Genomic DNA, 18,816 nt, shown 5'->3' with positions numbered 1-18,816 from the left:
AAACATCATTCTGTGTTCCTTTATGATAGCAATGCCATAAGCCCTGGAGGAACAAATGCCATCTCATCAATTACTACGCCTCAGACAAGTCGAGCAAAAAACAGGTCTTAAACGTTCACAAATCTATCTGTATATGAAAGACAAGAGTTTCCCACTCTCAATAAAAATCGGCCCAGCCAGCGTAGCCTGGCTCGAGTCGGAGATTGACGAATGGATTAATCGTAAATTAGCTAACCGCTAAGACAAGAGAGATAACTTATGTTTCCCTCGCTGAATTATTACGTACTCACGGATGTAATATATGCATTGAAGGAAGGTGACTTATCTTACGCTGAAGCACTTGGATTTACTCTTGAAGAAATTAACGAAATCAGTCAGTTACCCTTTGATGCATTATTTTCTTTCTGCCACTCTCCCGTATCATTCATTGCGGTAAAAATTCACCATGATATTTTACGCAAACGGCTGGAAAAAGTACGTACTGAAACCCAGTATCATCAGCAAATTAATCGGGCGATCCGGTTAGGTGGATCTATAGCATTACTAAAGCATTATTTCGGTCTTACTTCTAACGATGTCTGTCTCAACCGCAGATTACAAGGCATATCTGTACCATATGGGCGCACACCTCTTCCTGATGAAACCATGGATGCCGCAATATGGTGCCGATGGAAAGCGTTAAAAGGAAAAAGCCCTGATGCTAATGAAGCTCTTAATATCATGATGCAGATCACCGAAGAATTAGCCTCGGAGCCCAATCCCCCCTCACTCACTGTTGTCTGTAACCGAATCACATTTTGCGAGCAGGGAAGGACAGACAGGAGGACATGATATGCCTGACGAAGTTGATCGCGACCAGGAATTCAATGAGCAACGTCTGGAGGAAATGATTGAGCAAAGCCGTTTCAAACCAGCAGCAACGCCTTCCCTGTATCACTGTCAGTTCTGCGGCAGACCAATTCCTGAAAAGCGGAGGCGCACTCTCCCAGGAGTAACAACGTGTAGAGAATGCCAGGAAATGCTTGAGCGACGCAAACGATAATTTTAACAGCAAGACGTGCAGGGAATTAAAACCCCGCACGTCTTTATATTTCACTATTAGTAAAAACACAATCACCGATTATATCTTCCCTCCCCCCTACACTACTAAAATTCATCCCCAAAAAACTCTTAGCATTTCATTTTCACTTTATCATTCCAATTTATATTAATTAAATCCATCCTGATAGTGTTTCTGCTCATCGACCTGACAGTAAGGAATTTATTCAGCCTTGGTCGAGCACCGCTCTTTAATAATTTATATCAGGCTATCACACAACCTTAATTCAGTGTGCCGCTGAATGTTCTCGCTGACCCGTTGAAATCGGAATGCAGAATTGGGATGTGACCCGTTTATTATTATTTTGATTGGAGAACTATCCAGATAAAACCAAGTGACATATTTTTGTCGATCTGGAATTTTCAACTGATACGCTGAAATAAAACATCTACCGCAAAAACATTAGTGCAGCATTTATCCGAATCAAAATTCCTGTAAAGAATATCCCATGACATTCTTTATTTTGGTTTCGGCAGTCCGGCGCAAAGCGCTCACAATCTCGAAACCACACATTTAACCCTTCAAATTTCCCTCAGCATGCATGGTTCTTTAGCTATGTACGCTGCCCGCATTCCCGAGGCTACTATGCTTTCCACATCTGCCTTTCTGGCGGTGGCCATGCAGTGTGCCGCCAGCATTCATCCGTCCACAGCACTCGACGTCGTAAGGGTGGAGTCCAATTTTAACCCTTATGCGATCGCAGAAATTATCCCAAGGGGCTCAGGCACCTTCAGACACAATAAAATCATTTCTCATCAGCCTACCAGCCGGGAAAGAGCAGAGCGAATCATACGTCGCCTTGTGGCGCAGAGCCGCCGTTACTCTGTGGGGCTGATGCAAATTACCAGTACCAATTTTCATCATTACGGTGTGACAGCCTCTGACCTGCTTGATCCCTGTACCAATTTGTCTGTTTTCGAATACATCCTCAACGACTGTTACCGACGCGGCGGCTCGCTGAAAAGAGCACTGAGCTGCTACTACTCCGGCAATTTCCGTACCGGAGAACAGCCGGAAGCGGCTTTTTCCGGAACCAGCTATGTGCAACGGATTGGTTACGCTGCAGCTCCCCACTATGCCGTACCCGGAACCCACGAGGATAAATTAACATCCCCGCCGTTCCTGAAGCCTACGCCTGCAGGTGACCAGTTACGTCCCTGCGTGATCTGGCCGAAGGGCGTGGTTCGTGGCGTCCCCTCAAAATTCCGCCAGAAGAAAATTGCCCTCGAAAAGATCTCTACGCCGTCATTGCGCCGGAGCCTCTCCCTGTCACCCCGTGAGGAGAAAGAATAATGACACTTTGCCGCATACTTAAGGCCGCTTTCAGTCCTGTTTCCGCATTTGCACTCATCGTCTGTTCTGTACCCCCGGTTTTTGCCGACGGCTTTCAACGCGCAAATACTGTGATGGAAAAAGTCGCCACTGGCCTTAATGGTCTGGCAGCCATCACCATTACCGTGGCCGTGATCTGGGTAGGTTACAAGACACTCTGGAAAGGCGAAAGCCTGTCCCAGTGCGCCTACATCATCATTGGCGGCATCCTGATTGGTGGAGGCAGTGAAATCGGCGCACTGCTGATGAGCTGAGAGGTTATCTATGGCAAAGCTGCTTAAGGCAATGAAACGTCCGGCGGCACTATGGGGCGTGCCGATGGTGCCTCTACTGGCTGTCACGGGTATCACCATCATCATTGCTGTCTGGACCTCCGTCGCTTTCCTTGCCCTACTCCCGATTGAATTTCTGCTGATGAAATCACTCACCAGGAATGAACCCATGCGGTTCAGCCTGATAGCCGTCTGGCTCAGGGCAAGAGGAAAACCTGCGGCAAACCGTCTATTTAGCGCAACAGCATTTATGCCCATTGAGCATGATGCTGTTGATATCACGGAGTTTCTCAACGTCATGAAACTGAATCAGAGTGCCACGCTCAGGAAATACATTCCGTATTCATCGCATATTCATCAGCATGTCGTCCGCTCACCCAATAGTGACCTCTACTGTACCTGGGAACTGACGGGCACTCCGTTCGATTGTGAATCAGAAGAAACGCTCAATATTGACCATAACCAGTTGCACGGACTTATCCGCTCTTTCGAGGGGATGCCGATCACCTTCTATATCCATAACGTAAGGGAGCCATTTACCGATTCGCTACATAAGGTATCCGGCAACTCTTACGCTGATGAAGTCAGCCGTCTGTATTATGCTTCGCTGGAGGCTAACCCGTTTCGCCGTAACCGCTTGTTCCTGACTGCCTGCTACCGCCCTTTTGCCAGTCTGGAAAAAGCCGGACACCGGCGTATGAAAGACGGCCAGAAACTGAAAGAGCTTGACGGTGCGTTGCAGGAGATGCTGGAAATTAAAGGTACCCTCGATACCGCTCTGTCACGCTACGCCGCACACTCTCTTGGTACGTTCAGCGAAGAACAGGCGGTATTCTCCTCCCAGTTATCTTTTTACGAGTACCTCTTGACGCACCAATGGCGTAGGATCCGCGTCACCCGTGCTCCTGCATATTCGGTCATGGGATCGGCAGCGCTGTTTTTCTCCGGGGAGTCTGGACAGATAAACCATGCCGGCGGCACCCAGTATTTCCGGGGTCTGGAAGTTAAAGAGTTCCCTGAAGAAACAGCGACTGGGATGATGGATTCGCTGCTTTATGCCCCCTGCGATTATGTCATCACACAGTCCTACACCTGCATGTCACGGGAAGAAGCCCGGAAGGCCATCAAACGCACCCGACGTCTGTTAATGAGTTCAGATGATGATGCGGTGTCACAGCGGCTGGATCTGGATGTGGCACTTGACCTGCTGACATCGGGAAAAATTGCGTATGGAAAACACCATTTTTCCATCATGGTGTTTTCCCACACGCTGGATAGTCTGGTAGCCGATACCAGCGAAATCAGCAATGCCCTGAACAACCTCGGCATTATATCGGTTCCCGCCGCGCTTTCGCTTTCAGCCGGGTATATGGCACAACTGCCCGGCAATTATCATTTGCGGCCCCGCAAGGGTGAGCTGAGCAGTCAGAATTTTGTCGAGCTGGCTTCGCTACACAATTTCTATCCCGGCAAGCGCGATAATGCGCCCTGGGGGGATGCGATGGCCTTACTGCGTGCCCCCTCAGGGGATGGCTACTATCTGAACCTTCACAATACGCTGGCTGACAAGGATGAATTCAACGAGAAGAATCCAGCCAGTACCTGCATTCTCGGTACCAACGGTTCGGGTAAAACCATGCTCATGACGTTTCTGGAAAACATGCAGCAGAAATATAGCCGTATGGAGAGTTTTTCTCCTGACGCAAAAACCAAACGACTGACAACCGTTTATCTGGATAAGGATCGTGGCGCTGAAATAAATATCCGGGCATTGCAAGGCCGTTATTACCGTATTACACATGGCGAGCCCACCGGGTGGAACCCATTTTCGCTGTCGCCCACGAAACGCAATATCAGTTTTATCAGTCAGTTGATGAAACTGCTGTGTACGCGTAACGGTGCGACTATCACACCCCGCAATGAGCGACGTCTAAATGACGCCATACTGGCGGTGATCGGTAATGAACCGCAGTACCGTATTCATGGGATCACCCGTTTACTGGAGAATCTTCCGGAGCCTGCGACCCGAGAAGCCCAGGAGAATGGCCTGAGTATTCGCCTGTCGCAGTGGGCGCAGGGTGGCGAGTTTGGCTGGGTATTTGATAACGCATCAGACACCTTCGATATCAATCGCTGCGATAACTTTGGCATTGACGGCACAGAGTTCCTTGACGATGCGAATATCTGCGCACCGATCTCCTTTTATCTGCTGTACCGCATTACCAGCCTACTCGACGGACGTCGACTGGTTATCTTCATGGATGAGTTCTGGAAATGGCTACGGGATCCGGTATTTAAGGATTTTGCCTATAACCGGCTGAAAACTATCCGTAAGCTAAACGGGCTGCTGGTTGTAGGAACCCAGTCCCCGGCGGAGATCATCAGGGATGAAATTGCGCCTGCCGTGATTGAGCAGTGTGGGACGCAGATTCTGGCAGCTAACCCCAGTGCCGACCGGGCACACTATGTCGACGGAATGAAGTTTGAACCGGAGGTGTTCGACGTCGTGAAAGCCCTGGATCCGCAGGCCCGTCAGTATGTAGTGGTAAAAAATCAATTTAGACGCGGCGACATAAAGCGTTTTGCTGCACGTGTGACGCTCGATCTTTCCGGTATCGGCAAGTACACAAAAGTCATGAGCGGCAGCGCCGACAACCTGGAAATCTTCGACTCTCTGTACCGTGAAGGGATGCAGCCCGATGAATGGCTGGATACCTACCTGGCTCAGGCACTCTGAAAACCCACAGGAGATTCATGATGAAACGGCGTTTTCATGCATTAATTATTGCGTGTGTGATCATCAACCCGCTGGCACACGCAGGTATCCCTGTTCTGGTGGATGCTGACCCACTACGTGAGCTCGAATGGCTGAAAGAGGCACAACGCTGGATACAAACAGCGCAGCATTATGAGAGCCAAATTCAGGCATATAAAGACCAGTTAGCAACGGCCACCGGTGTCCGGAATATTGTTGATTTCGTTGATCAGGCGAAGAGTCTTAAATCAGATCTGGAAAAACTGCGTAAGCCGGGCCAGACACTCAACGACCTGCTACTTTCTGGCGGCACCGCCGGGCAGTTCGATGCGCTATACGCAAAGTACCGGGTTTTTGATACGTGCAACGCGGCGCAGTCCGGAAGCTATGCCGATATCTGCAAACAACAGGTCATCAATAAGGCAATTCAATTTGAGCAGACTGACGAGATCCAGGATCAGGTCAGCCAGGCTCTGGGCGAGATCAACAACCTTTCGAACCGTATTGCACTCTCTAAAGACTCAAAGGAGTCGCAGGACCTTGCCAACAGTATTCAGTTGAAATCAGTGATGCTGAACACGCTCACTGATCAGTGGGAAATGAGTGTGAAGGCGGCAGAAAAACGCGGAAAAGTGCTGGAGGATGAGCGTCTCAAACAGTGGAACCAGCAGCAGTTAACTGCACCAACCCCCGATTTAAACCGCTAAAGGAGTTTCACATGCGTTTATTAACCTTTTCGTTCCTGTCCATTTTATTCCTCATCATTTGCGGCTGCAGAGACGAAACCAAAACGACCCAGTGGTACAAAGATCATCCCGATGAGCTGAAAACAGTGTATGAAAAATGCCTGAAAACCGGCGATGCCTCTGAAAATTGTAAAAATGCCAATGAAGCTCATTTTCAGATTCAACAGTTAAATTCCCCCACTCCCAACCTAAATTCATAGTGAGGTTAATATGCCTGGTGGTGTATTTATCGGTGTTGAAAAACACCTGATAGGGGGAGTCACCGACGCAACAAAGGGACTGATGATGTCATACTCCGCCATGATGCTGGGACTGGCGGCAACGTCAGCGACACTTTATATCATGTGGCGTGGATACCAGAGCCTGGCAGGTAAGTTGTCCACCCCCATGGAGGACGTCATGTGGGACATCATAAGGATGGCCATCATCCTGTCCTTTGTGGCCAATGTCAGCGGTTATCTCGACGGGGTAATTGACGCGATCAATGGCTTAAAAGAGGGCTTTTCCGGCAACGATAATATATGGCAACTACTGGATAGCCTATGGGATAAAGCGAAGGTATTAGGCAAAACGTTACATGACATGGATAATTCAACGTACATAAAAGACGAGGGCATCACAGCTCAATTTTATGTGTGGCTTGGGATATTCGTATTAATGACTATTACAGCCTTTGTTGCAATGATCGCAGAGGTCATGGTTTTGCTGCTCAGCATCACAGCCCCCGTATTTATCTTTTGTCTCATGTATGGCTTTTTACGTCCCATGTTTAACAACTGGCTGCAAAATATTTTCGCCGCCATATTAACGGTTCTATTTTCTGCATTGTCGCTACGAGTGGTCGTTAATTATTTAAACTCCCGCTTAGATATTGCCACACAAATATCTGCACAATCTAATATTGTGGAGCTAGGTGCTCAGGTCTGTCTCGCCGGGGTCTGCGCGGCAATAATGGTATACCTTTCCGCAAAACTGGCCGGAGCGCTAGCCGGGGCGGGAGCCACTGTCTCCATGCAGGGACTGGCCGCCGTGGGTATAGGCGCAGCGGCGTTTGGTGCAGGGAAATTAGCCGCAGGAGCCGGGAAGCAGACAACCCGCGCAATTCAGGACAATTTTCAGGGCTGGAGAGATGCCAGCGCAGATAAACCCGGCAGCGGCCCAGGATACAGAGCTGCTCAGGTACGTAAGTATGCCATTGAGCAAATGATCGCCAGGAACGAGGCCCGGCGACTGGTGAAATCAAGAGAAACAACCGTTCAGAAATTCCATCGTTAAACTTGTCATCCCTTGCATACTATTTCCGTCAATCCCCCCAACGCTAACACAACCCTCTATCCAACCCACTGAGGAAACATTCCATGAAACGCTTGATTGCGCTGATTTTACTGTGCGCGCTTTACGGCTGTGCGCAGTCTCCCCATCCCCAGGCCTTTAGTGGGCACGGCATCCCGGTCAACACGCCTCAGATTATGGCGGAGTTAAACAATCATGAGTGAACAGTCAGTCATTGCGGATTCCCGCACCTTTGAGCAGAAAATGATTGAGCGGGACAAACGCGCCACGAAGGCCGGATTTATGGTTGGCGGCGCGGGCTTACTCATTGCCATACTGGCACTCACAATTGTGGTGCTGCTATTACCGCTGAAACAGGCAGTTATTGAGCTGTACGCTGTAGATAATCATACCGGACGGGTGGAGCACGTCACCCGAGCGTCAAAAACGAGTCTGACAGCGGAAGATGCTTATCAAAAGGCGATGACCTCATGTTACGTTAGAGTGCGTGAACGTTACATTTACCCTGCCCTACAGGACGATTATTCAACGGTACAGGTTTATAACAGCCCTCAGGTTAATGATGATTATCTGGCACTTTATGCAGGAAAAGACGCCCCGGATAAGGTGTACCAGAATGAGGCCCACACCGTACATATCGACATCCTGTCTAATCAGATCACCGAAGGCACTGCCCCCGATAAAGTCGCCACCCTCCGTTACAAAAAAACTATCCGCCGCCTCGCTGATAGCAGTACCCGTACAGAATACTGGGATGCCCACCTGACATTCCACTCCAACCCCAGTAAGGAAATGAGCGATACAGAGCGGGAAGTTAACCCGTTCGGTTTTACGGTGACCAGTTGGCAGGCAGATCGTGAAATCAGAGGAGTTGAATAATGAAAATTATCATCTTTTTCGCACTGGCGATGTGCGGTATAGCCTGGGGTGCTGCAATACCACAAGCAAGCCGCTACGACGCCCGTCTCCAGCAGGTTGTCTATAACCCGTTTAACGTCACTGTCGTCAATACCCGACCCGGTTTCGTAACCACGCTGATCTTTGACAATGACGAAGCGGTTATCAGTGCTAAACCAGGTTTTGAGGAAGCATGGGAAGCCACAGCAGACGCAAACCGGGTCAGTATCCGCCCAGTAGCCCTGGTTCAGAGTGCCCCCGGAGTGGACGGTAATACAGCGCAGGTGGTCATTCCTCCCAACAGTCACGACTGGCATACCAACATGCTAATCGTTACTACTCGGCGGCTGTATAACGTCGAGCTAAACGTCATCGATGAAAAATCATCGCAGCAGCCTGCTTTTCAGGTGAGTTATCGCTATCCCGATGAAGCACGCGAAAAAGCGGGCCGTGAGGTCACAGCCAAAGCGCAGGAACGGGAGCAGAAACAACAGCAGGCCGATATCCAGCAGGCTCTTAACGCCGCGCAGACACCACGAAACTGGGACTATCTCAAATATCCGGGGAGTAATAGCACGCGTATCGTTCCGGACTTCGCCTATGACGATGGTCGCTTTACGTTCGTGGGCTTTTCCCCAGCTAAATCCATTCCCTCTTTGACGAAAGAGCTAAACGGCCAGGAGCATGTGGTTAACAGCAGTGTCCGCAGGAAAGGCAACTTCACCGTACTGGTTATTCAGGAGGTCACGCCCCGTCTGATCCTGCGTTCCGGTGGCGCTGTGGTCGGCCTGGAAAATCGTGGTTTCGGCAGGGTTCAGGTCGCAGATGGTGCCACAGTCTCCCCGCAGGTTGAGCGAGTGGAAAAAACCCCAACCCATTAACAGCTGAGGAACTGTACACATGAACGACGAACATCTACATCCTGTGCCAGATGAATCCAGGTCCTGTCCGACACAGAAGGATGATGATATTGCTGCGCTTGAGCGCGAGGCCCGCGCAAAGCGTGAAGCTGTGCTTCACACCTGGCAGGATGATGACAATAACGATCCCATACAGCCGACTGTCAATAAACTGAAAAAGCGCCAGCGGGGGAAAGCCACCGCTTTTCTGGCATTCGCTGCCGTTGCCCTGATTGCACTGGCGTGGGTGGGTAACTGGATATACCACAATCTTCTTTGGCAGCCCGGTGAAGAAAAGCCTCAGGAAACTATGGCCCCGACAGATCGAACCGATTCCCGGCAGCGTACCGATCTGGGTACGCACTATATCGACGCGAAAACACCAGAACAGGCGGACAACAACCCTGGTAGTACGACACCCAACGGATCGGAGGCACTGCCCGACTTAGATAAAGCCCGTTTTCTGGTGCGCCGGGAGAGTTCAGGTTCGGCGGTACGAAATCCGGTACGGACCCGCCATCAGGAAATGGCGCAGGTATCCTCTACCGGGCAGCCGTCAGGGACACAATCTTCTGATACCGGTCAGCCGCTAAACACCTCGTCGCCACAGCCGGAATCGTCCCCGACAGCGGTCCGGCGAATTCCTTATGATCCCGATCTGTACGTGCCTGAAAATACCACTATTCCCTGCTCACTGGATTACCGTTTTGTCTCAGATCGGGCTGGGAAAATCCGCTGCACGATCGCCGAAGACATCTGGAGCGCCAGCGGTAATACAAAGATGATTGAAAAAGGGACCACTGCCACGGGGATGTACCAGACTGGCGCAGAAACAGGAATGACACATGGACAGGGACGCGCATTCATCATCATCACGAAACTGCGTACCCGCCAGCCCCCTTTCCTTGATATTCCGCTGGTCGATACGAATGCTGCCGGAGAACTGGGCGAGGCTGGCGTTGATGGCTGGATCGACTCGCATTTCAGGGAGCGATTTGGAGGCGCATTGCTGGTCGGTATGATCCCTGATATTGGGGCATGGGCATCCAACAGTGCCGGTCAGAAAGATCGGAATACCGACTATACCGAAAACAGCCGTCAGGCTATGGCGGATATGGCACGTACCACGCTGGAAAACAGCATTAATATCCCACCGACTCTCTACAAAAATCAGGGTGAAATCATCAACCTGCTCACAGGGCAGGATATTGATTTTTCAGGCATCTACACGCTGAGGATGAAGAGTGAATAATCGAAAGTTTTTGTTTGGTGTCACGGCGACAGACATCATCGTAAGGGACGATTTCAGTAATGCTGTCGTCAACGACTTACTGTCACACCTTACCGGAATCAGAAGAATAGTCATGACATGCTATCGTGCCGGAGGCGCATTGATAGAACTCAGTATTGACTCAGGAGAAGAGCAAACATTCTGTATCACCATCAGTGAAGGCCCTTTGGATGCACCACCTTTTTCCTCGGACGATATCCGGCTGGCACATAAGCAGATATCGCTGCCTGACGTCACCGATATACTCATTTTTGTGACAACATTAGGCCGCTACGCCGGACTTTCCCCCTCCGTCTCCACCGATGAAGATTCATCTTCCCTGCTGGAGTTCAGCTCGTAGTAAATCGCCAGTTGACGCAGCTTTGATATTTCAAGGTTGATAACGCTTTTTCCTGTGCTGTTTTCCCGCTCGGAAACAACCGGATTGAGTAGAAATATACGGAAATATCTGACGTTTTTAGTGTCCAGAATCTCATCGATATAATGACCAAACCGCCCTTTCGCCATCAGATCTTTACTGACATACAGACGAACAGGCTTCCCCTCATGTTTATCAAAGAAATTAATCAGAAAACCCCGACCATACCGATGCATTAGGGTCCCACCACCATAGATGACGCCCGAATACGGATTAGCCAATCCACGCTGTATATGCGTTATATATTCATGTAGATAGACCTGATCGTGGTGCATGATCCTGAGTCTCAACGCCCGGAACTCATCCTGAGGCAGCGTTTCTTTCGCTTCCTGCCATGTGTCGATAAGTCGCTGAAGCTGGTTGGTTCGCGTGTAGCGACTCCAGCGGGGCTCTTCATTTGTGTCCGTTTTATCATCATCCCCGACCGTTTTTCTTGTGTGAACAGGCGTAACAAGCTTCACGGGATCGGATGGTTCGCCATCAGGATCATCTATTGAAGGGTCAAAGCAGTTGATATAGTCCGTCAGCTTTTGCTTTGCTTTTCGTTCTGTGAAATCAGCCTCTGACTCGTCTGTACGCCGTTCCTGATCCGCATCCTCGGTGAATTCGAGCCATTCACATCCGAACTTGTGAGGATGAGGTGAACGGAAGTGCGCAGCCTTGAATTTCTCACCATCTTCAGCTTTGACGTGATAGTTAACACCGCTAATGGTGACATCACAGTTGCGATCGCTACATGAAAAAGTGAACCGCTTCCTTTCTTCCGGCTTTCTGGAAAAAAATTCCGTTCGCGCTTCATCAATGGACAAACAGCGCCCGAGTTCATGGCAATAAGCGAACAGTACTTTCGTCTTCGACATACTCCCTCCACAAATGTATCCGATACAAGGATATCACATGAAAAACATCTCTCTCGACCGCTATACACAGCGATTTTTTGGCGATTTTATTGTTCATCCTGGACTAACAGAAATCGCCGTCAACCGCCCGGGCGAGCTATTTACCAAAATTGATGGTGCCTGGGAGCTGCACAGTGTTTCGCTGGATTATGAGGGGTGCTACAACTTCGCCAGATGCCTGGCAAAGCATCACGGCGACAATATTGAAGATATCAAACCGGGGCTGTCAGCCACGCTGGAATCCGGTGAACGTTGTCAGGTTATTGTCCCTCCGGCCTGTGAGCGCAACACCGTCTCCATTACTATCCGAAAGCCGTCACGGGTACAAATTCCCCACCAGAGCTACATCGACGCCGGTTTTTATAACAGGGTAACAGGCGCAGAAACCATTCAGACACACGACCAGGAATTATTGGGCCTGTATACCGCCAAAGATATCCCGCGTTTCATGGAGAAGTGCATGGAGTACGGTAAAACTATCGCAGTGGCCGGGGAAACCAGTACCGGGAAAACAACCTACATGAAGATGCTGATTGGTTTTATTCCTCGCCATTTGCGTATTACGACCATTGAAGATAATCCGGAAATCACCTTTTTTGTTCATAAAAACTATGTCCACCTCTTCTATCCATCCGAATCAGCAGATGAAAAAGGCTCGATTGTGACGCCAGCCAGTCTTCTGCGCTGGAATTATCGCATGAATCCCGACCGTATATTGTTAACCGAAGTACGCGGTGGTGAAGCCTGGGATTTTCTCAAAATAACCGGCTCTGGCCATGAAGGCAGTATGACTTCCCTTCATGCGGGTTCAGCAATAGAAGCGGTAGACGGTTTTATTACTCGCTGTTATGAAAACCCACAATGCGCCCGGCTGCCCTACACGTTTATGTTACGCAAAGTGCTGGACAGTCTGGATGTTATTGTCAGTATTGATTTAGACGGGAACGTGCGCCGAATGAATGATATCTATTTCCGGCCATTGCACCGTAATGCCTTCTTCGAGGAGATGAAAGCATAATGAAAACCATCAATATACTGTTATTTTTAATAATGCTTACCGGCTGTTCGTCACCACCCCCACCGGTATCTGTTGAATGGGATAAATCGGGCGAGTCAGTGAATATCAGTTTACCGCAATGGAATGACAACCCCGTTATTAATCCTTCCCCAGTCGTTAATGGGAAGTGGTTATTGTCCGTTCACTCAACGCAGTTTAACGAGACACTCTGGACCCCCGACGTATTTTACGCAGTTGCGCATTCGACACGTATTGTTGTTGCTGCAACATCAGGCACAGCATTCTTTACTGCAACAAGCTGGCTTCGCCAGCATGGCGCAAAAGGTGTTATTGAATATCAACCTGCAACTCAGTGCCTGACATGTAGCGATACCTATATTTATTTTTCACATTAAATGTACCGATATCCTGGTACAGAAATTATGGTAAGGACTTCATCATGAAATACGCCACCATTGCGATGGTAATGCTGTGCATTGCCATTGTGCCCCCTGTTTATTGCTTCGCCGCGGCCCCATGCGAAGTCGTGCTTTGTATGTACGGGAAAGCGACCGGAAACAGTGGAGGGAGTGAGTGCCATTCAGCTGAAAAAACTTTCTTTAATATCGTCAAAAAGAATAAACACGGATTTTTACCCGGTCATACACTGAATGCCAGAAAAGCTTTCCTCGGAGAATGTGTCAGTGCTGACCCGGAGGCGGTGAATAAAATCCTGTCCAGATTTGGCAGGCTCAGAGGATAATAAACCTCCGACCATTATGTTAGTACATTTTTTGGGGAGAAATAAATATGGATAAAGAAAACCTTTTTATTTCCAACATCCACTCAATGCATCATGACAGAATATCGGTAGGAGCCGTGTACAGAAAGTTCTCTGAGGAAGCGAATCAGGGATGCGGCCTTTACTATGAGATCTATGAAAGTAGACTGATCAGTTTATTGCGACATCATCTTTCGCGTCTTAATGAACAGGATGCTGACAAACTCAGACGATACGCCGAAAATCAGGGAACGAAAGTCGATGATGAAACCTACCGGGAGGTATTAAAGGCTGAACAGGAATGCCGGGGTGAAATATATCGCGAACAGGTGTGAACCACCAGTAATTACAATATGCTTCACAGCGCCACAGACTGACAGACGGCGGGGTTCAGGCTGGCTAATTTCTGGCTTCAATTTTGGAGAAATTGTTAAGCCGTGAAATAAGCCAGTGGAACGCGGACAGAAAATTCAATTTCGCAGAAATTGTTAATTTTCAGGCACCGCTTCCATCTGCGAACATTCGCCCACAGCGAATTAAGCAGGCCGGGGGAGCCGCAAAAATTTTGCCGCCCCAGCGAGCAAAAAGGCACGCCCACGTGCCGTTTTTTGTGGGGGGCTTGCCCCGCACACCGTCAAGCCAGGTAATATTTCCCGCCCCAGCGGGGATATTACCGATCAGGCGCGACCAACCCCTTTAAAGCAGCGTTCCCGTTTTTTGGAGCTTGCGAGAAAAAACAGGCAAAACGCGCGTCTTAAAGGGGTTGGTCGCGCGTAGCGGGCGACGGTGTGCCGCTTTTGACCCTAGGGGTTTTGGCGTGGCGTCCAGCCGCGACATTACCCCCATGCACCGGGCAATAAGGGCGTCCAGCCCGCATGTACCGGCGCACGCCGTTTCGTGCAGGGAAGCATGCTTTCCTGCACATGGCCGCACAGCGGCCACCTTTTTTACCCCATACGCTCGCCCCGTCTTTTCGCCCGACACCGTGGGGCGAATTGATGGGGCGATGTCATGGGGCGAATCGCTGACGAAGGAGGCATCATGATTTTAAATAAGCTTGCCGCTTCACTGTCCCCGATAGTGAACGGGATGCTGGCGGTGCTGGCTTTTATGCAACAGCAACAACTGATGCTGGCATTATTAGCGGGGTTGACGATGCCGTTTTTTGCATCGATGAAAAGCGATGAACGGCAGAAAGCCCCGTTATGGAAAAAGCTGATTATTGCTTTTTCCCTGGTGTGTTTTCTCTCTGGGACACTGGCCCCGATAGTTATCGGATCCTTCCAGTGGCTGTATAAGACCAGACTCACCAGTGATAATACGGTACTGGCGTGGTCAGTACGGATTGCTTTCACTGTGACCGGGATTATTTTTCATATTATACTTCGCCGCGTATTCACGCCGGAACTGGACAAAATAAAGAAACATCTTGTTAAAAAAACCACCCTTGAACGCGAATTGCGCACCGATGTCCGCACCGTAAAGTCCCTGCTGCCGGAAACACTGCATTATGATCCGCTGGATTATATTGACCTGAATAAAGGCATTTTTATTGGCATGGACAGGGAGAACGAACCAATGTATCTCCCGTTAAAAGACTGGCAGAAACAACACGCGGATATTATTGGCACCACTGGAGCAGGGAAAGGGGTTGCCACCGGCATATTGCTTTATCAAAGTATTCTGGCCGGTGAAGGTGTGTTTGTTATGGACCCCAAGGATGATGAATGGGCTCCACACCTTTATCGGAAAGCCTGCGAGGATGCAGGAAAACCCTTTGCCTTAATTGACCTGCGAAAACAGCAATACCAGCTAAACCTGATTGAAGATATTACGCCAGATGAACTGGAAGAATTGTTCGTTGCAGGTTTCAGCCTGGCGGAAAAAGGACAGGAAGCTGACTTTTATCGGATCGACGACCGGAAAGCCGCCCGAATAGCCGCACAATTTGTCATCCATAATACAGCCTCAACCATTCGGGAAGTTTATAACGGAGACTATGTTCAAAGTATTGCAGATAAGATAAAAGCCTTTTTCGGCAAGATTGAGGAACTGGCCTTGCTCAATGCCATCAATGCCCCTACCGGATTTTCGCTTAATAAGATATTTGATGAAGGCGGTTGCTGTTACGTCATCGGTTCAATGCGAAACAGCAAAATAATTACCGCACAGCGCATGCTGCTGGTTCGCCTGTACCAGTTAGCAGAAAGGCGCGACCGTGTAACAGACATACCCCGCCCCATTGCTATTTATCTTTCAGAACTGAAATACCATTTATCCAGGCCAGAACTGGAGGGATTAGGTGCGGCGCGGGATAAAGGTGTGCATATTATTATGGACCACCAGTCCATTGCCGATTTAAAAGACTGCCCGGCAGATTTGAAAGGTGACGCCGTTGTCGGAGCGGTCGTTGAGAACGCTAAATTCAAACTGGTTTACCGGGTTATGGACCCGGATACGGCGGAATGGGTTGCAAGAATGTCAGGCACTATTCTGGTGGATGATGAACTCCGTAAGGCTAAAACGGATAATATGCTGACGGAGACCATCGACAGTGAGCGCACAATCCGCCAGGCCGAACGTTTCTTTATTGACAGTAATATGATCCTGAACCTGCCCGATTTTGTCAGCTTTATCTTTACGACAAAAACGCTACCTTCTGCCTCACTGATTTCACCGATAAAGATCAGAAAGCGTCAGCTAAAAATCTTCTCGGTTTCCCCTGATATTGCCGCATCGGCGGCACCGGTGAAAATCGCACTGGATTTTGACGAGGATGATAAACCATCCATACAGGATGTAATGACAACGCACCCGGATCTTTTCTTCAACGAAAGCGAAGTCAAACCGGCAGAGCCCCAACCTGATGAGGGAGAACACCTGTCCCCGCTGGATTTTTAAGGAGCGGTTATGCTGATTTCGACATATCAAGAGCGCCAAACACGCAACAGAGAAAAAATAAAACAACTGCTGAACTTCCTGAAAGAAGAAACCTACAGCGATTTCAAAACGCTGATGCTGCTATTTGGTTTCCGGGATCATAAATCGCTTTATTCGCTGCTGGCAAAAACTGAGCAAATGGGGTTAATCCAGAAGCATGTGCTGGAATCACGGACAATGAAGATTTCATTATGGGGGATCACCAGCGACGGGCTGGCGGTGGTGTTAACCCCGGATGATAAAATCTTTCCTGCGCGGTTTGAACCATCAAAAATCACCGGCTGGACGCTGGAGCACCATCTTGATAATCAGGCCGCCAGACTTATTCTGGAGAAGAAAGGCGCTTCGGGATGGATTAACGGCGACCGGGCCAGCTTTCTCAGCCAGTTTCAGGTAAAACATCGCCCTGACGGATTACTGACGCTGCCCGACGGTAACATTATTGCCATTGAAACCGAGCGCCGCCTGAAAACCCGAGCCCGCTACCAGTCGATTATCGCCAGCCACCTGCTGGCCCGTACCCAAAAACAGTGGATTTACGTATTTTATGTAGTACCCGATTCGCAGAAAAAACGTGCGCTTGAACTGCTGTTTGACAGCATCAGGCATGTCATCATCAACCATCAGCACGTCCCGCTGGAAGAACGCCATCGTCGGGTGTTTCGCATTTATACCTTTGATGAACTAAAGCGTCTGTCATTAGACAGCTCTACGTAAGCTTTTACTTGAGCCATCGTGATGGCCTTACCGGCCTGGCGGCGATACCGCCAGGCCGGTGTATTTTTTTATTCCACTGCGAGGCGCGGACTGTTCGGTACTCGCTGTGCTGCGTTCCGCCTCAGTCTGCGCCTTGCAGCGTTGCCGGTTAAAAACCATGTAGCCGCATTCCCTTGCGGTTGTCCGGCTCCGGCCTCAGAGTTTATCCATCAGATAACGATGCGCTTTGGAGGCGGCGCTGGCCGCTTTGAAAATATAGCGCCTGTCGTTTTTCAGTGCTTTCAGCCAGGAAGCAATGTAGCTTTCATGTTGTACCTCTCCCTCAATCCCTAGGTCCGCCATCAGAAAGGCACTTCCCAGCTCCGCCACCAGTTCTTCCTCTGCATAATCCGCACTGCCAAACTTCCCTTTCATTTCACGGTTCAGGCGTTTTTTACCCCCACTCCAGTGGACAAGCTCATGCAGGCCGGTAGCGTAGAAGTTAGCCGCATCAGCGAATAGATGGCGCTCCGGTAACCAGACTTCATCAGTTGATGGGCTGAAAAAGGCGTTTTGTCCTTTCTCAATGATGTTTGCGCCGCTCTTCCTGAACAGATTTTCAGCCTGCGGCAACGGGGCAAATCTCGCTTCCGGGCTGACAGTTACCTTTGTCAGAGGCAAGCCGCCGATTTGCTGAACGTTAAACACGGTGAAAGTTTTCAGCATCGGGATATGGTCGATTTCTCCGGCGTCGTTTTCCCTCTCCAGCGTGGTGTAGAAAATGGCTGTGGTGCCACGTTCACGCGTGCGAACCTGTCCACCTGCCGCCTGTGCCTGCTTGTAAGTCATCCAGCGTGAATCGCTGAAACCTTGTTTAGATGCGCTGCACCATAACAGCATGATATTAATACCGCTGTAGGCTGCTCCGGTTGCGTAATTAGATGGCAGACCAGACATGCCCGATACGCGTTGCCACGGACAGGACCACGGTTTTACACCGCTTTCAAGTGCTGCAATGATGTTGTCGGTAACGGTCTGATAAATGTCCGTTCTGGTTTTAGAAAAATTCGTTTTTGAGGAGCCTGACGGGTCCAGCGGGGATACGCTGGTCGCCGCTGCGGCGTTAGGGGCGCTTGTCCGGGTGGTATGCAGGGAAATCGTCATGGTTTTTTCTCCGTCAGTGTGTGATTTTCGTCTTCGTATCGCCTGATGGTTCGCTTTCCCGGCATCGTTCTGGCCTGCAAGGGCGCAACAGCGTGCCATTTACCCTTGCGGGACGGGTTGTGTTGGGAAACGATTAACCGGAAACAGAGATGAAGAACGGAAAGCACACGGGAGAAAAAACTGCCCCTGCATAGCCGGGCATAGCGCCCCTTACTCCGCAGTGGTGAAATGGGTTTTGCATCATTTTGTCAATGTAAATACCATGATTTTCATCTAAATCTTATGGCTTTTTGTTAAGGCACAATAGAACACACTCGTAACTTCAAGACATTTTTGG

Annotated in this window: 22 protein-coding genes; 20 read left to right on the top strand and 2 right to left on the bottom strand. The window is 49.6% G+C overall.

Going from position 1 to position 18,816, the window contains the following annotated elements; translation table 11 throughout:
- The first annotated feature begins 55 nt into the window (after positions 1 to 55).
- The 14 genes from SK35_RS09500 to SK35_RS09435 all read left to right on the top strand — a co-directional run bounded on the left by SK35_RS09500 (position 56) and on the right by SK35_RS09435 (position 10,924).
- Positions 56 to 241 (top strand): AlpA family transcriptional regulator, encoded by a 186-nt coding sequence (locus SK35_RS09500; protein WP_044711720.1) that lies wholly within the window; start codon positions 56 to 58, stop codon positions 239 to 241.
- A gap of 17 nt (positions 242 to 258) precedes the next feature.
- Positions 259 to 831 carry a DUF2857 domain-containing protein gene (locus tag SK35_RS09495; protein WP_048216045.1) on the top strand — a complete coding sequence of 191 codons (573 nt, stop codon included), beginning with the start codon at positions 259 to 261 and terminating at the stop codon, positions 829 to 831.
- 1 nt (position 832) lies between these two features.
- Positions 833 to 1,042 (top strand): TraR/DksA family transcriptional regulator, encoded by a 210-nt coding sequence (locus SK35_RS09490; protein ID WP_044711713.1) that lies wholly within the window; start codon positions 833 to 835, stop codon positions 1,040 to 1,042.
- Positions 1,043 to 1,684: 642 nt separating this feature from the next.
- Positions 1,685 to 2,392 carry a lytic transglycosylase domain-containing protein gene (locus tag SK35_RS09485; protein WP_048216044.1) on the top strand — a complete coding sequence of 236 codons (708 nt, stop codon included), beginning with the start codon at positions 1,685 to 1,687 and terminating at the stop codon, positions 2,390 to 2,392.
- Positions 2,392 to 2,685, top strand: coding sequence for a TrbC/VirB2 family protein (locus SK35_RS09480; RefSeq protein WP_048216043.1), 294 nt, complete (start codon positions 2,392 to 2,394; stop codon positions 2,683 to 2,685). The genes SK35_RS09485 and SK35_RS09480 overlap by 1 nt, the downstream gene beginning before the upstream one ends.
- Before the next feature lie 10 nt (positions 2,686 to 2,695).
- A complete protein-coding gene (locus SK35_RS09475; RefSeq protein ID WP_048216042.1) occupies positions 2,696 to 5,440 on the top strand; it encodes a VirB3 family type IV secretion system protein in 2,745 nt (914 codons plus the stop codon).
- Positions 5,441 to 5,460: 20 nt separating this feature from the next.
- A complete protein-coding gene (locus tag SK35_RS09470; protein WP_048216041.1) occupies positions 5,461 to 6,165 on the top strand; it encodes a type IV secretion system protein in 705 nt (234 codons plus the stop codon).
- 11 nt (positions 6,166 to 6,176) lie between these two features.
- Positions 6,177 to 6,404: an EexN family lipoprotein gene (locus SK35_RS09465; protein WP_048216040.1), complete on the top strand. Its 228-nt coding sequence runs from the start codon at positions 6,177 to 6,179 to the stop codon at positions 6,402 to 6,404.
- 10 nt (positions 6,405 to 6,414) lie between these two features.
- Positions 6,415 to 7,479 carry a type IV secretion system protein gene (locus SK35_RS09460; protein WP_048216039.1) on the top strand — a complete coding sequence of 355 codons (1,065 nt, stop codon included), beginning with the start codon at positions 6,415 to 6,417 and terminating at the stop codon, positions 7,477 to 7,479.
- Positions 7,480 to 7,562: 83 nt separating this feature from the next.
- On the top strand, positions 7,563 to 7,700 hold the full coding sequence (locus tag SK35_RS09455) for a hypothetical protein (RefSeq protein WP_048216038.1): 138 nt from the start codon (positions 7,563 to 7,565) through the stop codon (positions 7,698 to 7,700).
- Complete coding sequence (locus SK35_RS09450) at positions 7,693 to 8,376, top strand: virB8 family protein (protein WP_048216037.1); 684 nt, start codon at positions 7,693 to 7,695, stop codon at positions 8,374 to 8,376. The genes SK35_RS09455 and SK35_RS09450 overlap by 8 nt, the downstream gene beginning before the upstream one ends.
- Positions 8,373 to 9,275: a P-type conjugative transfer protein VirB9 gene (virB9, locus tag SK35_RS09445; protein ID WP_187426985.1), complete on the top strand. Its 903-nt coding sequence runs from the start codon at positions 8,373 to 8,375 to the stop codon at positions 9,273 to 9,275. Before SK35_RS09450 ends, virB9 begins: the two co-directional genes overlap by 4 nt.
- Positions 9,276 to 9,294: 19 nt before the next feature.
- On the top strand, positions 9,295 to 10,545 hold the full coding sequence (virB10, locus tag SK35_RS09440; protein WP_048216035.1) for a VirB10/TraB/TrbI family type IV secretion system protein: 1,251 nt from the start codon (positions 9,295 to 9,297) through the stop codon (positions 10,543 to 10,545).
- A complete protein-coding gene (locus SK35_RS09435) occupies positions 10,538 to 10,924 on the top strand; it encodes a hypothetical protein (protein WP_075551246.1) in 387 nt (128 codons plus the stop codon). The genes virB10 and SK35_RS09435 overlap by 8 nt, the downstream gene beginning before the upstream one ends.
- On the opposite strand, the gene SK35_RS09430 is transcribed toward SK35_RS09435, so the two are convergent.
- Positions 10,855 to 11,862 carry a hypothetical protein gene (locus SK35_RS09430; RefSeq protein ID WP_048216034.1) on the bottom strand — a complete coding sequence of 336 codons (1,008 nt, stop codon included), beginning with the start codon at positions 11,860 to 11,862 and terminating at the stop codon, positions 10,855 to 10,857. The two genes, SK35_RS09435 and SK35_RS09430, sit on opposite strands and share 70 nt — an antisense overlap.
- A 37-nt stretch (positions 11,863 to 11,899) precedes the next feature.
- Between SK35_RS09430 and virB11 the strand changes: the two genes are divergently transcribed.
- The 6 genes from virB11 to mobC all read left to right on the top strand — a co-directional run bounded on the left by virB11 (position 11,900) and on the right by mobC (position 17,336).
- The gene (gene virB11, locus SK35_RS09425; RefSeq protein ID WP_048216033.1) at positions 11,900 to 12,919 is read left to right on the top strand and encodes a P-type DNA transfer ATPase VirB11; all 1,020 of its coding nucleotides are present in this window, start codon (positions 11,900 to 11,902) and stop codon (positions 12,917 to 12,919) included.
- Complete coding sequence (locus SK35_RS09420; protein ID WP_391488179.1) at positions 12,919 to 13,314, top strand: cag pathogenicity island Cag12 family protein; 396 nt, start codon at positions 12,919 to 12,921, stop codon at positions 13,312 to 13,314. Before virB11 ends, SK35_RS09420 begins: the two co-directional genes overlap by 1 nt.
- A 44-nt stretch (positions 13,315 to 13,358) precedes the next feature.
- Positions 13,359 to 13,661 (top strand): TrbM/KikA/MpfK family conjugal transfer protein, encoded by a 303-nt coding sequence (locus tag SK35_RS09415; protein WP_048216031.1) that lies wholly within the window; start codon positions 13,359 to 13,361, stop codon positions 13,659 to 13,661.
- Between the two features lie 47 nt (positions 13,662 to 13,708).
- The gene (locus SK35_RS09410) at positions 13,709 to 14,014 is read left to right on the top strand and encodes a hypothetical protein (protein ID WP_048216030.1); all 306 of its coding nucleotides are present in this window, start codon (positions 13,709 to 13,711) and stop codon (positions 14,012 to 14,014) included.
- A 706-nt stretch (positions 14,015 to 14,720) separates the two neighbouring features.
- Positions 14,721 to 16,580: a type IV secretory system conjugative DNA transfer family protein gene (locus SK35_RS09405; protein WP_048216029.1), complete on the top strand. Its 1,860-nt coding sequence runs from the start codon at positions 14,721 to 14,723 to the stop codon at positions 16,578 to 16,580.
- A gap of 9 nt (positions 16,581 to 16,589) precedes the next feature.
- A complete protein-coding gene (gene mobC, locus SK35_RS09400; protein ID WP_048216028.1) occupies positions 16,590 to 17,336 on the top strand; it encodes a MobC family replication-relaxation protein in 747 nt (248 codons plus the stop codon).
- A 195-nt stretch (positions 17,337 to 17,531) separates the two neighbouring features.
- On the opposite strand, the gene SK35_RS09395 is transcribed toward mobC, so the two are convergent.
- Positions 17,532 to 18,479 carry an ArdC family protein gene (locus tag SK35_RS09395; RefSeq protein WP_048216027.1) on the bottom strand — a complete coding sequence of 316 codons (948 nt, stop codon included), beginning with the start codon at positions 18,477 to 18,479 and terminating at the stop codon, positions 17,532 to 17,534.
- Positions 18,480 to 18,816: the final 337 nt, after the last annotated feature.

This window comes from Citrobacter sp. MGH105 (genome assembly GCF_001037485.2).
Taxonomy (GTDB): domain Bacteria; phylum Pseudomonadota; class Gammaproteobacteria; order Enterobacterales; family Enterobacteriaceae; genus Citrobacter; species Citrobacter portucalensis.
The sequence above is the reverse complement of the archived record's forward strand: the minus strand, read 5'-3'. Positions and strand labels throughout refer to the sequence as shown.

What these genes read in the sequence shown, in the direction of transcription:
- SK35_RS09500 (WP_044711720.1), top strand. Translation starts at nt 56, where the DNA reads ATGCCATCTCATCAATTACTACGCCTCAGACAAGTCGAGCAAAAAACA.
- SK35_RS09495 (WP_048216045.1), top strand. Translation starts at nt 259, where the DNA reads ATGTTTCCCTCGCTGAATTATTACGTACTCACGGATGTAATATATGCA.
- SK35_RS09490 (WP_044711713.1), top strand. Translation starts at nt 833, where the DNA reads ATGCCTGACGAAGTTGATCGCGACCAGGAATTCAATGAGCAACGTCTG.
- SK35_RS09485 (WP_048216044.1), top strand. Translation starts at nt 1,685, where the DNA reads ATGCTTTCCACATCTGCCTTTCTGGCGGTGGCCATGCAGTGTGCCGCC.
- SK35_RS09480 (WP_048216043.1), top strand. Translation starts at nt 2,392, where the DNA reads ATGACACTTTGCCGCATACTTAAGGCCGCTTTCAGTCCTGTTTCCGCA.
- SK35_RS09475 (WP_048216042.1), top strand. Translation starts at nt 2,696, where the DNA reads ATGGCAAAGCTGCTTAAGGCAATGAAACGTCCGGCGGCACTATGGGGC.
- SK35_RS09470 (WP_048216041.1), top strand. Translation starts at nt 5,461, where the DNA reads ATGAAACGGCGTTTTCATGCATTAATTATTGCGTGTGTGATCATCAAC.
- SK35_RS09465 (WP_048216040.1), top strand. Translation starts at nt 6,177, where the DNA reads ATGCGTTTATTAACCTTTTCGTTCCTGTCCATTTTATTCCTCATCATT.
- SK35_RS09460 (WP_048216039.1), top strand. Translation starts at nt 6,415, where the DNA reads ATGCCTGGTGGTGTATTTATCGGTGTTGAAAAACACCTGATAGGGGGA.
- SK35_RS09455 (WP_048216038.1), top strand. Translation starts at nt 7,563, where the DNA reads ATGAAACGCTTGATTGCGCTGATTTTACTGTGCGCGCTTTACGGCTGT.
- SK35_RS09450 (WP_048216037.1), top strand. Translation starts at nt 7,693, where the DNA reads ATGAGTGAACAGTCAGTCATTGCGGATTCCCGCACCTTTGAGCAGAAA.
- virB10 (WP_048216035.1), top strand. Translation starts at nt 9,295, where the DNA reads ATGAACGACGAACATCTACATCCTGTGCCAGATGAATCCAGGTCCTGT.
- SK35_RS09430 (WP_048216034.1), bottom strand. Translation starts at nt 11,862, where the DNA reads ATGTCGAAGACGAAAGTACTGTTCGCTTATTGCCATGAACTCGGGCGC.
- virB11 (WP_048216033.1), top strand. Translation starts at nt 11,900, where the DNA reads ATGAAAAACATCTCTCTCGACCGCTATACACAGCGATTTTTTGGCGAT.
- SK35_RS09420 (WP_391488179.1), top strand. Translation starts at nt 12,919, where the DNA reads ATGAAAACCATCAATATACTGTTATTTTTAATAATGCTTACCGGCTGT.
- SK35_RS09415 (WP_048216031.1), top strand. Translation starts at nt 13,359, where the DNA reads ATGAAATACGCCACCATTGCGATGGTAATGCTGTGCATTGCCATTGTG.
- SK35_RS09410 (WP_048216030.1), top strand. Translation starts at nt 13,709, where the DNA reads ATGGATAAAGAAAACCTTTTTATTTCCAACATCCACTCAATGCATCAT.
- SK35_RS09405 (WP_048216029.1), top strand. Translation starts at nt 14,721, where the DNA reads ATGATTTTAAATAAGCTTGCCGCTTCACTGTCCCCGATAGTGAACGGG.
- mobC (WP_048216028.1), top strand. Translation starts at nt 16,590, where the DNA reads ATGCTGATTTCGACATATCAAGAGCGCCAAACACGCAACAGAGAAAAA.
- SK35_RS09395 (WP_048216027.1), bottom strand. Translation starts at nt 18,479, where the DNA reads ATGACGATTTCCCTGCATACCACCCGGACAAGCGCCCCTAACGCCGCA.